Origin of the sequence: Mycobacterium sp. THU-M104 (assembly GCF_049197365.1) — a bacterium.
Lineage (GTDB): Bacteria > Actinomycetota > Actinomycetes > Mycobacteriales > Mycobacteriaceae > Mycobacterium.
Genome location: NZ_JBMIOP010000045.1, coordinates 22,364 through 34,870 on the forward strand (window position 1 = coordinate 22,364; position 12,507 = coordinate 34,870).

Sequence of the window (12,507 nt, forward strand, 5' to 3'; positions counted from 1 at the left end):
GACTTCTGCTGCAAGGTCTTTAGCTGCAAGGTCTTTAAGAGAGTTTCTTACTCTGACCGGGAAGTCTAAGCGGCGCGCCGTCCGCGCAATCAGCCGGTGTCGTAATTCCCCGATTGCCGGGCTTGTGGGGCGGACTCACGCAGCCGCCGCTTGATCCGGGCCAGCATCGCCGACATGCCGCGCAACCGCAGCGGGCTGATCAGAGCCGCCAGACCGAGATCGGTGTAGAAGTCCTCGGGCACCGCCAGGATGTCGGCGGCGGGTTGCCCGTCGAGGCCGGCCGCCAGGATCGCGGCGAAACCGCGCGTGGTCGGTGCCTCGGCGGGCGCGCTGAAGTACAGCCGCACCCGGTCCGGATTTCCGGCGTCGACGTGCAGGAACAACGGGGTCTGACATTCGGGGACCGGCTCCATCGCCGCCTCGGCCAGCTCGGCGGGCAACGCGGGCAGGTCGTCGGCGAACTCCAGCAGAAGCGTCAGCTTGTCCTGGCCCTGAACTTCGGCGAAGTCGGACACCACCTCGGCAAGCGGCGCGGGTAGGCTCATTTGGCCGGTGCGGCTCCCGGCGCCTGTCCCGGTTCAGGGCCCACGACGACGGGGACCCGCACCATGTTTCCCCACTCGGTCCATGACCCGTCGTAGTTGCGCACCCCGGGCTTGCCCAGCAGATGCGTGAGCACGAACCAGGTGTGGCTGGACCGCTCCCCGATGCGGCAGTAGACGATGGTCTTGGCGTCGGGGTGAAGGAACCCGTACAGCTCCTCGAGCTCTTCGCGGCTGCGGAACCGCCCGCTGTCGTCGACGGCCCTGCTCCACGGGATCGACCGGGCGGTGGGGATGTGGCCGGCCCGCAGCACCCCCTCCTCGGGGTAGTCGGGCATGTGTGTGCGCTCGCCGGTGTACTCCTGCGGGGAGCGCACGTCGATCAGCGGCCCGGAGCCCAGCGCCGCCAGCACGTCGTCCTTGTAGACCCGGATGGGCTCGTCGTTGCGCTGCACGACCGGATAGCCCTCGGAGGTCCGGTCCGGGACGTCGAGGCTGGTCTCCCGCCCCTCGGAGAGCCACAGGTTCCGGCCGCCGTTGAGCAGTCGCACGTCGGGGTGGCCGAACAGCGTGAACACCCACAGCGCGTAGGCCGCCCACCAGTTGCTCTTGTCGCCGTAGATCACCACGGTGTCGTCGCGGGCGATGCCCTTGCGGTCCATCAGCGCGGCGAACTGCTCGCCGTTGATGTAGTCGCGCACCGGCGCGTCGTTGAGGTCGGTGTGCCAGTCGATCTTGACCGCGCCGGGGATGTGCCCGACGTCGTAGAGCAGCACGTCCTCGTCGGACTCGACGATCGCCAGGCCGGGCGTGCCCAGGTTGGCGGACAGCCAGTCGGCGGTGACCAGGCGTTCGGGGTGGGCGTAGGCCGCAAGCGCGGGGCTGGGATCGGGGGGCAGTGACACAAACCGAGCCTACCGCCAGGGACGCGAGTGGGCCGCCGTGGCGGCACGGACCGCGACACATAAGCGGCTGCGACGACATGCCGCGCCGGGGCGCAGCCGTTTATGTTTCGCAGGCCGCCGTGGCGGCGCTGCCTACCGGACCGCCTACCGGATTGGCCGCCCACACCGAGGCGACCGACAGCCCCGCGCGATCCAGCAGCGACCGGGTCAGCGGCAGCCCGATCCCCACCACGGCTGACGGGTCGCCGTCGACGCCTTCGATGAACCAACCACCCAGGCCGTCGAGAGTGAACCCCCCTGCTACGCGCAAGGACTCACCCGAGGACAAGTACGCATCCAGGTCTTCGGGGCACGGTGTGCCGAAATGCACTATGGTGACCGAATTTTCGGATGATTCGCAAGTAATCATGTTGTCCAGCAAACGAATCAGGGCGTGCCCGGTGTGGAGTTGGCCGGCGCGGCCCGCCATGGTCTGCCACAGGTCGCGCGCGGCGGCCGTCGACGCCGGCTTGCCGCAGAGCCGGCCGTCCAGGTAGAGCATTGAATCGCAGCCGATGACAACGCAATCCGCGGCGACTGCCGGTTCGAGCGTGCCGGCCACCCGTTGCGCTTTCGCCCGGGCCAGGGCGCACACCATCTCCCCGGGCGGGGCGTCGGCGCGCAGACCGGCGACGACCGCGTCCTCGTCGACTCCTGAGACCCTGACCAGCGGATCCACACCGGCTTGGCGCAGCACTTTGAGCCGGCCCCCCGACGCCGACGCGAGCACCAGACGGGTCACTGCTGCAAGCGCTGCATATGAAGTTTCTGCTGCATGGTCAGGCGCTGGAAGTTCGTCATCGCGTACCGCAGGTTGTCGGCCGGCAGGCCCCAGCGGGTGCGCTCGGGGGCCGGCAGTGTGGGCGCGGCACCCGAGCTGCCGAGCACGGCGATCAGCGCGGCCAGCTCCGCGGCGGTCGGCGTGCCGCGCAGGACCTGGATGTGCGGTTCGTGCACGTGGTGCGCGTCGTCCGTCATGGCAACCTCCCTCGTGTCGCTCACTCGACTCACAGGGGGATGTTCCCGTGCTTCTTGGGGGGCAGATGGGAGATCTTGCGTTCCAGCAGACGCAGCGCCGTGCCGATGTAGCCGCGGGTGTGCGACGGCGGGATCACCGCGTCGACGTAGCCGCGCTCGGCGGCGACGTAGGGGTTGACGAGCGTGTCCTCGTACTCCTGCTGCAGCTGCAGCCGCAACTCGTCGACATCAGCGCCGTCGCGGGCGGCCTCCTTGAGCTGCTGGCGGTAGACGAACCCGACAGCGCCGGATGCGCCCATGACGGCGATCTGGGCGGTCGGCCAGGCGATGTTGACATCGCAGCCCATGTCCTTGGAACCCATCACGCAGTAGGCGCCGCCATAGGCCTTGCGGGTGATGACGGTGATCTTGGGGACGGTGGCCTCGCCGTACGCGTAGAGCAGCTTGGCGCCGCGACGGATGATGCCGTTGTACTCCTGGCCGGTGCCAGGCAGGAACCCGGGAACGTCGACCAGCATGACGATCGGGATGTTGAAGCAGTCGCAGGTCCGCACGAAGCGGGCCGCCTTCTCCGAGGCGTTGATGTCCAGGCATCCGGCGAAATGGGTGGGCTGGTTGGCCACGATGCCGACCGGCCGGCCGTCGATGCGGCCGAACCCGACGACGATGTTCTCCGCGTAGCCGTTCTGGACCTCGAGGAACTCGTCCTCGTCGAGGATGCGGGTGATCACCTCGTGCATGTCGTAGGGCTGGTTGGGCGAATCCGGGATCAGCGTGTCCAGCTCGATGTCCTCGGCGGTGAGGTTGTCCTCGATCGCGCCCTCGGGCACCGGCTCGGCGTAGCGCGGCGCGTCGGTGGCGTTGTTGGGCGGCAGGTAGCCCAGCAGCTCACGCACCCAGTCGAAGGCGTCCTGCTCACCCGAGGCCACGTAGTGCGCGGTTCCCGACTTGGCCATGTGGGTGTGGGCGCCGCCGAGTTCCTCCATGGTGACGTCCTCGCCGGTGACGGTTTTGATGACGTCGGGGCCGGTGATGAACATCTGGCTGGTCTTGTCGACCATCACCACGAAATCGGTCAGGGCGGGGGAGTAGACGTGCCCGCCGGCGGCCGCGCCCATGATCAGTGAGATCTGCGGGATGACACCCGAGGCCACGATGTTGTTGCGGAAGATGCGGCTGTACAGGCCCAGCGAGACCACACCCTCCTGGATGCGGGCACCCGCGCCGTCGTTGATGCCGATCAGCGGGCGTCCGGTCTTGACCGCCAGCTCCTGCACCTTGACGATCTTCTCGCCGTACACCTCGCCCAGGCTGCCGCCGAACACCGTGGCGTCCTGGCTGAAGATGCACACGTCGCGGCCGTCGATGGTCCCGTATCCGGTGACCACCCCGTCGCCCAGGGGGCGGTTGCTCCCCAAACCGAAGTTGCTGCTGCGGTGCCGGGCCAGGGCGTCGAGTTCGACGAAGGAATCCTCGTCAAGCAGGGCGTAGATGCGCTCGCGGGCGGTCAGCTTGCCCTTGGCGTGTACCTTCTCGACGGCCTCCTCGCCAACCGGGTGCAGCGATTCTTGCCGGCGCTTGTGCAGCTCGGCCAGCTTGCCCGCGGTGGTGTGGATGTCGACGGTGTGTTCGCTCGCAGGCTCTGCGGAATGAGCCGAGCGGTCGGTAACGCTAGTCATGGCAGTCGATGTTATCGGCTGCTCCCCCGGCACTGCTTAGGCTGGGCCGGGTGAGCGACCAGTACCCCGCGGTGGACCCGCCTTTGAATGAGGCCGCGCTGCGGGCGGAGCTGATCGGCGCCGGGCTGGGTTGGCGACGGCTCGACGTCGTCGAGCAGACCGGCTCCACCAACGCCGACCTCCTGGCGCGGGCGGCGTCACCGGGCGGGGAGGCCGACGTCGCCGGGGCCGTGCTGATCGCCGAGCACCAGACCGCCGGACGCGGACGGCACGGCCGCCGCTGGTCGGCCGGCCCGCGGACCCAGATCACCCCGCGGACCCAGATCACGCTGTCGGTGGGGGTCGGCGCCGTCGACGTGCCGGTCGAGGCGTGGGGCTGGCTGTCGCTGGCCACCGGGGTGGCGGTCGTCGACGCGGTGGCGGCCGTGACCGGACTTCGAGCCGGCTTGAAATGGCCCAACGACGTGCTGGCGGGCCCGCCGGCCTCCCGTGGCAAGCTGGCGGGCATCCTCGCCGAGGTGGCGCGCCCGGTGGTGGTGATCGGCGTGGGGCTCAACGTCGCCTGCGCCCCCGATGGCGTCGAGGGCGCCACTTCGCTTCGCGACCTCGGGGTCCCCGCACCCGATCGTGGCGACCTGGTGCGCGCGCTGCTGACCGAACTCGGCAGGCGGATCGTCGCGTGGCGGGCCGCACGCGGTGCCGACCGGTCGCTGGCCGCCGACTACCGGGCGCACAGCCTGACGATCGGCACTCGCGTGCGTGCGCACCTGCCCGGCGGCCGGGAGCTGGTCGGCACCGCCACCGGCATCGACGACCAGGGCAGGCTGTGCCTCCAGACGGGACATGAGGCGGTCGTGATCTCTGCCGGCGACGTGGTGCATCTGCGGTAGCGCCGCCGCTAATGTCGCGACCATGCGCTATCCCGAGAACGCCCTGGCTGCCGGCGAGCAGGTGGTGCTGCACCACCATCCGCACTGGAAGCGGCTGATCTGGCCCGCCGTGGTGTTCGTCACCGCGACCGGGCTGACGGCGTTCGGGTCGGGTTACCTCAACTCGACGCAGTGGGACCAGCTCGCCAAGAACGTCATCTACGGCGTCATCTGGGGGATCTGGCTGGTGGTCGTCGGCTGGCTGACGTTGTGGCCGTTCTCGGCCTGGTTGACGACGCATTTCGTCGTCACCACCCGACGGGTGATGTACCGGCACGGGGTGTTCACCCGCACCGGGCTCGACATCCCGCTGGCGCGAATCAACAGCGTTGAATTCCGGGACAGGATCTTCGAGCGGATCTTCCGGTGCGGGACGCTGATCATCGACTCGCCGTCACAAGATCCGTTGGAGTTTTACGAGGTCCCGCGGCTGCGCGAGGTGCACGCGCTGCTCTATCACGAAGTCTTCGACACCCTGGGGTCAGACGAATCGCCGAGCTGACCGAAACGGGCGGCCCTGCGGCTGCGCCAACCGCGCAAGAGGGTGACGTTTCCCATGTGGTGCCCGCCCTCGATGGTGTCCTCGAAAATCTCGGCGATCCCGCCCGCGGTGAGGGCAGACTCCAGGGCCTTCTCTTCCAGGGCCCTGCCCTCGTCGACAGCCCTGCCCTCGTCCACAGCCCTGCCCTCCTCCACAGCCCTGCCCTCGCCGACAACCCTGCCCTCGCCGACAATCATGTCGGGGTTGCGCGCGAACGCGTCGGGGAACACCCAACGGCGGAGCGCCCAGAAGCGGAACGCCATCTGCAACAAATTCCCGATGATGTAGGCCGAGACGAAGTCGGCGACGTTCTCCACCGTCAGCGACACCATCGGCTCCCGCAGCTGCAGCACGTAGCTGGAGAACCACAGCGGCGCCATGCTCAGCAGCACCCCGACGCCGCTGAAGGCGAAGAACAACAGCGCCTCGTGGTGGCGTTCACGGCCGCCGCGGTCACGGAAGCTCCACTCCCGGTTCAGCACATAGGACGCGATGACCGCGACAATGCCGGCGATCACCTTCGCGGTGACCGGCTTGGTCTCCAGAATCGTCAGCTTCAGGGTGTAGAAAATGACGGAGTCGATGATGAATGTGGTGCCGCCGACGATCGCGAACTTGATCAGTTCGTGGTGGCGTTGCGCGTAGGTCTGCAAGGCTTCCGGCAAACGCGCCATCGCGGCATCGGCAAAGGGCACAGCACGTGAGTGTACGTAGGGACACGAAAACGACGCAAAGTGGTTCATCACGATCGGGTCTCACCGCCGGTCACCGGCCGGCCCCGCCCCATGACACCATGATGGCCGTGCCGAGTACCCGCACCCCCGGCGTCGCGCCGCTCGTTGCCATGGTCGGCGGCGGCCAGCTCGCGCGGATGACCCACCAGGCCGCGATCGCACTGGGACAGACGCTGCGGGTGCTGGCCACCGCCGCCGACGAGTCGGCCGCGCAGGTCACGCCCGACGTGGTGATCGGCTCGCACACCGAACTGGAAGACCTGCGCCGGGTCGCGGCCGGGGCCGACGTGCTGACCTTCGATCACGAGCACGTCCCCACCGACCTGCTGGAGAAACTCGTCGCCGAGGGTGTCAACGTCGCGCCGCCGCCCCACGCCCTGGTGCACGCGCAGGACAAGCTCGTCATGCGGCGCCGGCTGGAGGCTCTCGGCGCCCCGGTGCCGCGCTACGCGCCGGTGGACGGCATCGACGACCTGGACGCGTTCGTGCGAACCCTGGACTCCGGCGACGACGCCCCGGTGGTGGTCAAGGCCGTGCGGGGCGGGTACGACGGGCGGGGAGTCTGGCTGGCCCGTGACCTGAAGCAGGCGCGCGAGACCGCCCGCACATTCCTGGCCGACGGGTTGCCGGTGCTGGTCGAGGAGCGGGTGAGGCTGCGCCGCGAGCTGTCGGCGCTGGTGGCGCGCTCGCCTTTCGGTCAGGGCGCGGCCTGGCCGGTGGTGCAGACCGTGCAACGCGACGGGATCTGCGAGCAGGTGATCGCGCCCGCACCGGGCCTGGCCGGCGAGTCGGCGGCCGCCGCCCAGCAGCTGGCGCTGCAGCTGGCCGCCGAACTGGGTGTGGTCGGGGTGCTCGCGGTGGAGCTGTTCGAGACGACCGACGGTGCCCTGCTCGTCAACGAGCTGGCGATGCGGCCGCACAACTCCGGGCACTGGACCATGGACGGGTCGCGCACCAGCCAGTTCGAGCAGCATCTGCGCGCGGTGCTGGACTATCCGCTCGGCGATACCGACGCGATCGCGCCGGTGACGGTCATGGCCAACGTGCTGGGCGCACCGCGCGGACCGGAGCCGCGCGCGACGGCGGCGATGCCGATGGACGAGCGGCTGCACCACCTGCTCGCGCGGATGCCGGAAGCCCGGGTACACCTGTACGGCAAGGTCGAACGGCCCGGCCGCAAGATCGGGCACGTCAATTTCCTGGGCGCCGACCCGGCGGATCTGGCGAGCCTGCGGGAACGCGCCGAACTGGCGGCGCACTGGCTGTCACACGGTCGATGGGCGGACGGATGGGACCCACATGATCAGCACTAACCCCCGCGTCGGGGTCATCATGGGCAGCGACAGCGACTGGCCGGTGATGACCGACGCGGCCGACGCGCTCGCCGAGTTCGACATCGCGGTCGAGGCCCGCGTGGTGTCGGCGCACCGCACGCCGCAGGTGATGTTCGACTACGCCCGTGGCGCGGCCGACCGTGGCATCGAGGTGATCATCGCCGGGGCGGGCGGCGCCGCCCACCTGCCCGGGATGGTCGCCGCGGCGACGCCGCTGCCGGTGATCGGGGTACCGGTGCCGCTGGCACGCCTGGACGGACTGGACTCGCTGCTGTCGATCGTGCAGATGCCCGCAGGCGTCCCGGTGGCGACGGTCTCCATCGGCGGTGCCCGCAACGCCGGGCTGCTGGCCGTGCGCATCCTCGCCTCGTCCGACCCGGTGTTGCGGGCGCGGGTCGTGGCGTTTCAGGACGGGCTGGCCGAGAGCGTGCAGGCCAAGGATGCGGCCGTGCAGCGGCTGCACGGTAAAGTCACCGGGGAGTAGCGCAGGGAGGCTTGAGATGGCTGGATGGGGCGGAAATCCGTCGTTCGATGTGTTCGGACTGCCCGAGGAACATCAGGAGTTGCGGACGGCGATCCGGGCTCTGGCGGAGAAGGAGATCGCTCCGCACGCCGCCGAGGTGGACGAGAAGTCGCGGTTCCCGGCCGAGGCCCTGGACGCGTTGAACGCGTCGGGTTTCAACGCGGTGCACGTTCCCGAGGAGTACGGCGGCCAGGGTGCGGATTCGGTGGCGGCGTGCATCGTGATCGAGGAGGTGGCCCGCGTCGACGCGTCGGCGTCGCTGATCCCGGCGGTGAACAAGCTGGGCACCATGGGGCTGATCCTGCGCGGGTCTGATGAGCTCAAGAAGCAGGTGCTGCCGCAGATCTCCGACGGTATGATGGCGTCCTACGCGCTGTCCGAGCGCGAGGCCGGCAGTGACGCGGCGGCGATGCGCACCCGGGCCAAAGCCGACGGGGACGACTGGATCCTCAACGGCGCCAAGTGCTGGATCACCAACGGCGGGATGTCGAGCTGGTACACGGTGATGGCGGTGACCGATCCGGACAAGGGCTCGGGCGGCATCTCGGCATTCATGGTGCACATCGATGACGAGGGGTTCAGCGTGGGCCCCAAGGAACGCAAGCTCGGGATCAAGGGCTCGCCGACCACTGAGCTGTACTTCGAGAACTGCCGCATACCGGGTGATCGGATGATCGGGGAACCGGGTACGGGTTTCAAGACCGCGCTGGCCACCCTGGATCACACCCGTCCCACGATCGGGGCGCAGGCGGTCGGGATCGCGCAAGGCGCCCTGGATGCCGCGATCGCCTACACCAAGGAGCGCAAGCAGTTCGGCCGGCCGGTCAGCGACAACCAGGGTGTCCAGTTCATGCTGGCCGACATGGCGATGAAGGTCGAGGCCGCGCGGTTGATGGTGTACTCGGCCGCGGCGCGCGCCGAGCGCGGTGAGGCGAACCTGGGCTTCATCTCGGCCGCGTCGAAGTGCTTTGCCTCCGACGTCGCGATGGAGGTGACCACCGACGCGGTGCAACTGTTCGGTGGTGCGGGCTACACCGTCGACTTCCCGGTGGAGCGGATGATGCGCGACGCCAAGATCACCCAGATCTACGAGGGCACCAACCAGATCCAGCGCGTCGTGATGTCGCGGGCGCTGCTGCGCTGACGCCACCGTTAGTACAGCCTTCGTTGGGAAAGCGCCGGCACACCGCATAGGATCACCCTCGGCAACCATTCGGGGTGGTAAGCCGGTATGCAAGTGCTCGCGGGCGCACCGGCTCTCCGGTCGGAACGTCGCCACACAGCCAATGGCTACCGCGGCCAATGGGGGGTCGAGTAAAGAAGTTGCTCACCCCTTCACCACCCGCGGATGACCGGAAGTGATCCCAGTGCGTACTCCAGGTACCCGGGTGGCCCATTGGCAGTCGTTGTCGCTGTTGCTGGTCGAAGACGACCGGGCGGACGCGGTGCTGGTCGAGGACCTGATCGCGAACGCCGTCGCCGACATCCGGGTGGTGTGGGCACAGTCGATGGCGCACGCCGAGCGCGAGCTCGCCGCCGCCCGTCCCGACTGCGTGCTGCTGGACCTGCACCTGCCGGACGCCAACGGCATCGACGCCCTGGATCGCATCGCCAAGCGCGATGCCACGGTCCCGATCGTGGTGCTGACCGGGCTCAACGACGAGAACTTCGGGGCGTCGGCGGTCGCGGCCGGCGCCCAGGACTATCTGGTCAAGGGGCGGGTCGAACCGGAGATGCTGCGCCGGGCGCTGCTGTATGCGATCGAGCGCAAGCGGGCCGAGCTCATTTCCGCGGACTTGCACGCCAGCCGGCTCCGTGCGCGCGAGAACGCGCTGCTGGAACGCGGCCTGCTGCCGTCCCCGCTGCTGCACGACGACTCGGGCGTCGAGATCGTCGCGCGGTATCGCCCGAGCCGCGAGGACGCGCTGCTGTGCGGGGACTTCTACGATGTCGTGCAGACACCCGACCGCACCGTGCACGTGCTGATCGGCGACGTCGCCGGGCACGGACCGCACGAGGCGGCGCTGGGCGCGGCGCTGCGGATCGCGTTTCGCGCGCTGACCTTCGCCGGGGTCCACGGTGTCGACATGATGCGGCAGCTGGAGCGGGTGCTGCACTCCGAACGGACCAGCATCGGTATCTTCGCAACGGTGCTCAGCCTGGAGATCGCACCGGACAGCCCGCGCGTCACCACGGTCCGCGCCGGTCATCCCGGGATGCTGTTGCAAGGGGACGGCGGCGTGGAGTGGATCGAGCCGCCCGCGGGGCCGGCCCTGGGGCTGCGGGCCGACGACTGGCCGCTCCACGACCTGGAACTGCCCGTCGGGCACGGATTGCTGCTGCTGACCGACGGCCTCTTCGAGGGGTACTCGGGGCGCGGCACCCGACGCCTCGGCGAGGACGGGTTGCTGGCTCTGGCGCGCTTGCACGCCAACCAGCCCGGTCCGGCGTTCGTCGACGCGCTCATCGACGAGGCCGAAAAGCTCGCCCAGCCGCAGGGCGGGCTCACCGACGACATCGCAGTGCTGCGCGTCGAGCGGACCACGGCGTGACGCCGCTGGTGCGGTCGCTGCGCCCGTCGCAGCTCACCACGCGGGGATGGCACGCGCTGGTGCTGTTCGTGATGGGCGTACTGGTGCTGGCGGGCGCCGCGGCGGGAACCGTGTTGCTGATGCGCACCGACACGATGTCGCACGAACTGATCGACGACATCCAGCCGGCGCGCGTGGCCGCATGCCAGCTGCAGGCCGGGCTGCGCGATCAGGAGACCGGCGTTCGCGGCTATCTGATCACCGCCGACCGCCAGTTTCTCAGGCCCTACTACGACGGACAACGCACCGAACGGGACGCGGCCGACGCCATCCGCCACCGTCTGGGCCGGCGTGCGGACCTCATCGCCAACCTGGGCGAGATCGAGCAGTCAGCCGCGCGGTGGCGGGCGAGCTACGCCGAGCCGTTGATCGCCGGGGTGACCCCGGACGTCCCCAATGTCGTGAAGGGTGGGCTCGCCGAGCGCGGAAAAGTCCAATTCGACCATCTGCGTGCGCTTTTCGCGACCCAGGATGCGAGTCTGTCCGCGGCGTGGGTGCACGCCGCGGAGCAACTCCACCGCATCGACGCCTGGCGGGACCGCGTGCTGATCGCGCTGGTGGTCGTGTTCTTCGCCACCGCGCTGGTGCTGGGTGCGCTGGTGCGCTTCACGGTGACCCGGCCGCTGGCGAACCTGGCGGCGGCGTGCCGGCGGATCACCGAGGGCAGCTTCGCGGAGACCATCTGGCCTCCCAAGCGGCCCAAGGACATCCGGGACATGGCGATCGACGTGGAGAACATGCGCCGGCGCATGGTCGAAGAACTCGACGTATCCCGTGCTGCCCGAGAGCAGTTGGATGAACAGACCGAGGAGCTGCGACGTTCGAACGCCGAACTCGAGCAGTTCGCCTACGTCGCGTCCCACGATCTGCAGGAACCGCTGCGCAAGGTCGCCTCGTTCTGCCAGTTGCTCGAGAAGCGCTACGGCGACCAACTCGACGAGCGCGGCACCGAGTACATCGCCTTCGCGGTCGACGGGGCCAAGCGTATGCAGGTGCTGATCAACGACCTGCTCACCTTCTCCCGCGTCGGTCGCCTCGGCACCTTTCAGGTCGAGGTGGACCTCGACACGCCGCTGGACGCCGGCTTGAGCAACCTCGCCGCGGCGATCGAGGAGTCCGGCGCCCGGATCGTGCGCCCGCGGGATCCCCTCCCGCGGGTCGTCGGCGACCCGATGCTGCTGACGATGTTGTGGCAGAACCTGATCGGCAATGCGGTGAAGTTCCGGCGCGAGGACAGTCCGCCGCGCATCGCCATCGAGTGCGAACCGGGCGGCGGTGACTGCGTCGGCGAATGGGTGTTCCGCGTTACCGACAACGGCATCGGGATACCGGAGGAGTTCGCCGACAAGGTGTTTGTGATCTTCCAGCGTCTGCACGGCCGAGACATGTACCAGGGGACCGGTGTCGGGCTGGCGCTGTGCAAGAAGATCGTCGAGTACCACGGCGGCGGCATCCGGATCGACACGACCTACACCGGCGGCACCCGGTTAGAGTTCACCCTGCCCATGCCCATGCCCCTGCCCATGCCCATGCCCGAGGACGTCGCTGAAGAAGAGCCGGTTCCCGAAGAGCCGGCCACCGAAGAAGACCAAGCGCACGAAACAGAGCCAGGAGGAGCCCAGCAATGACCTCGGACGGTAGAGCGATCGAAATCCTGCTCGTCGAGGACGATCCGGGAGACGAGCTCATCACCCGGGAAGCGTTCGAGCACA

12 protein-coding genes and 3 pseudogenes are annotated in these 12,507 nt (G+C 69.0%); 8 read left to right on the top strand and 7 right to left on the bottom strand.

All coding sequences use genetic code 11. The features are described from left to right. Positions 1-89: 89 nt before the first annotated feature. The 5 genes from ACOJVU_RS04295 to ACOJVU_RS04315 form a co-directional block, all read right to left on the bottom strand. Entirely contained in the window at positions 90-545 is a 456-nt protein-coding gene (locus tag ACOJVU_RS04295) for a SufE family protein (RefSeq protein WP_421528646.1), read from the bottom strand. Further along, positions 542-1,447, bottom strand: a complete 906-nt coding sequence (locus ACOJVU_RS04300) for a sulfurtransferase (protein WP_421528647.1) — start codon at positions 1,445-1,447, stop codon at positions 542-544. Before ACOJVU_RS04300 ends, ACOJVU_RS04295 begins: the two co-directional genes overlap by 4 nt. A 100-nt stretch (positions 1,448-1,547) precedes the next feature. Next, the gene (locus tag ACOJVU_RS04305) at positions 1,548-2,228 is read right to left on the bottom strand and encodes a Maf family protein (protein ID WP_421528648.1); all 681 of its coding nucleotides are present in this window, start codon (positions 2,226-2,228) and stop codon (positions 1,548-1,550) included. Then, positions 2,225-2,464, bottom strand: coding sequence for an acyl-CoA carboxylase subunit epsilon (locus ACOJVU_RS04310; protein ID WP_421528649.1), 240 nt, complete (start codon positions 2,462-2,464; stop codon positions 2,225-2,227). The genes ACOJVU_RS04305 and ACOJVU_RS04310 overlap by 4 nt, the downstream gene beginning before the upstream one ends. 29 nt (positions 2,465-2,493) lie before the next feature. Then, entirely contained in the window at positions 2,494-4,143 is a 1,650-nt protein-coding gene (locus ACOJVU_RS04315; RefSeq protein ID WP_421528650.1) for an acyl-CoA carboxylase subunit beta, read from the bottom strand. An 83-nt stretch (positions 4,144-4,226) separates the two neighbouring features. Here ACOJVU_RS04315 and ACOJVU_RS04320 point away from each other — a divergent pair, with 83 nt between their 5' ends. Together ACOJVU_RS04320 and ACOJVU_RS04325 are read left to right on the top strand one after the other, a co-directional pair. Further along, positions 4,227-5,033, top strand: a complete 807-nt coding sequence (locus ACOJVU_RS04320; RefSeq protein WP_421528656.1) for a biotin--[acetyl-CoA-carboxylase] ligase — start codon at positions 4,227-4,229, stop codon at positions 5,031-5,033. Positions 5,034-5,055: 22 nt separating this feature from the next. Continuing rightward, positions 5,056-5,574: a PH domain-containing protein gene (locus tag ACOJVU_RS04325; protein WP_421528651.1), complete on the top strand. Its 519-nt coding sequence runs from the start codon at positions 5,056-5,058 to the stop codon at positions 5,572-5,574. Here ACOJVU_RS04325 and ACOJVU_RS04330 read toward each other — a convergent pair. Together ACOJVU_RS04330 and ACOJVU_RS04335 are read right to left on the bottom strand one after the other, a co-directional pair. Next, positions 5,529-5,705 (bottom strand): annotated as a pseudogene (locus ACOJVU_RS04330) (GtrA family protein); the annotation flags it as partial. The gene ACOJVU_RS04325 and the pseudogene ACOJVU_RS04330 overlap by 46 nt on opposite strands. Positions 5,706-5,810: 105 nt before the next feature. Continuing rightward, a pseudogene (locus ACOJVU_RS04335) lies at positions 5,811-6,308 on the bottom strand (GtrA family protein); the annotation flags it as partial. Between the two features lie 98 nt (positions 6,309-6,406). Here ACOJVU_RS04335 and ACOJVU_RS04340 point away from each other — a divergent pair. The 6 genes and pseudogenes from ACOJVU_RS04340 to ACOJVU_RS04365 form a co-directional block, all read left to right on the top strand. Next, positions 6,407-7,660 carry a 5-(carboxyamino)imidazole ribonucleotide synthase gene (locus tag ACOJVU_RS04340; protein WP_421528652.1) on the top strand — a complete coding sequence of 418 codons (1,254 nt, stop codon included), beginning with the start codon at positions 6,407-6,409 and terminating at the stop codon, positions 7,658-7,660. Then, positions 7,647-8,165: a 5-(carboxyamino)imidazole ribonucleotide mutase gene (gene purE / locus ACOJVU_RS04345; protein ID WP_421528653.1), complete on the top strand. Its 519-nt coding sequence runs from the start codon at positions 7,647-7,649 to the stop codon at positions 8,163-8,165. Before ACOJVU_RS04340 ends, purE begins: the two co-directional genes overlap by 14 nt. 16 nt (positions 8,166-8,181) lie before the next feature. Beyond that, a complete protein-coding gene (locus tag ACOJVU_RS04350) occupies positions 8,182-9,348 on the top strand; it encodes an acyl-CoA dehydrogenase (RefSeq protein WP_421528654.1) in 1,167 nt (388 codons plus the stop codon). 262 nt (positions 9,349-9,610) lie between these two features. Beyond that, positions 9,611-10,756 carry a PP2C family protein-serine/threonine phosphatase gene (locus ACOJVU_RS04355; RefSeq protein WP_421528657.1) on the top strand — a complete coding sequence of 382 codons (1,146 nt, stop codon included), beginning with the start codon at positions 9,611-9,613 and terminating at the stop codon, positions 10,754-10,756. Positions 10,757-10,827: 71 nt separating this feature from the next. Continuing rightward, positions 10,828-12,423 (top strand): sensor histidine kinase, encoded by a 1,596-nt coding sequence (locus ACOJVU_RS04360; protein ID WP_421528658.1) that lies wholly within the window; start codon positions 10,828-10,830, stop codon positions 12,421-12,423. Continuing rightward, positions 12,420-12,507: pseudogene (locus tag ACOJVU_RS04365) on the top strand (response regulator); the annotation flags it as partial. The gene ACOJVU_RS04360 and the pseudogene ACOJVU_RS04365, both read left to right, overlap by 4 nt.

Coding starts and splice junctions, on each gene's coding strand:
- ACOJVU_RS04295 (WP_421528646.1), bottom strand. CDS start 545: ATGAGCCTACCCGCGCCGCTTGCCGAGGTGGTGTCCGACTTCGCCGAA.
- ACOJVU_RS04310 (WP_421528649.1), bottom strand. CDS start 2,464: ATGACGGACGACGCGCACCACGTGCACGAACCGCACATCCAGGTCCTG.
- purE (WP_421528653.1), top strand. CDS start 7,647: ATGATCAGCACTAACCCCCGCGTCGGGGTCATCATGGGCAGCGACAGC.
- ACOJVU_RS04315 (WP_421528650.1), bottom strand. CDS start 4,143: ATGACTAGCGTTACCGACCGCTCGGCTCATTCCGCAGAGCCTGCGAGC.
- ACOJVU_RS04360 (WP_421528658.1), top strand. CDS start 10,828: ATGGGCGTACTGGTGCTGGCGGGCGCCGCGGCGGGAACCGTGTTGCTG.
- ACOJVU_RS04340 (WP_421528652.1), top strand. CDS start 6,407: ATGATGGCCGTGCCGAGTACCCGCACCCCCGGCGTCGCGCCGCTCGTT.
- ACOJVU_RS04325 (WP_421528651.1), top strand. CDS start 5,056: ATGCGCTATCCCGAGAACGCCCTGGCTGCCGGCGAGCAGGTGGTGCTG.
- ACOJVU_RS04350 (WP_421528654.1), top strand. CDS start 8,182: ATGGCTGGATGGGGCGGAAATCCGTCGTTCGATGTGTTCGGACTGCCC.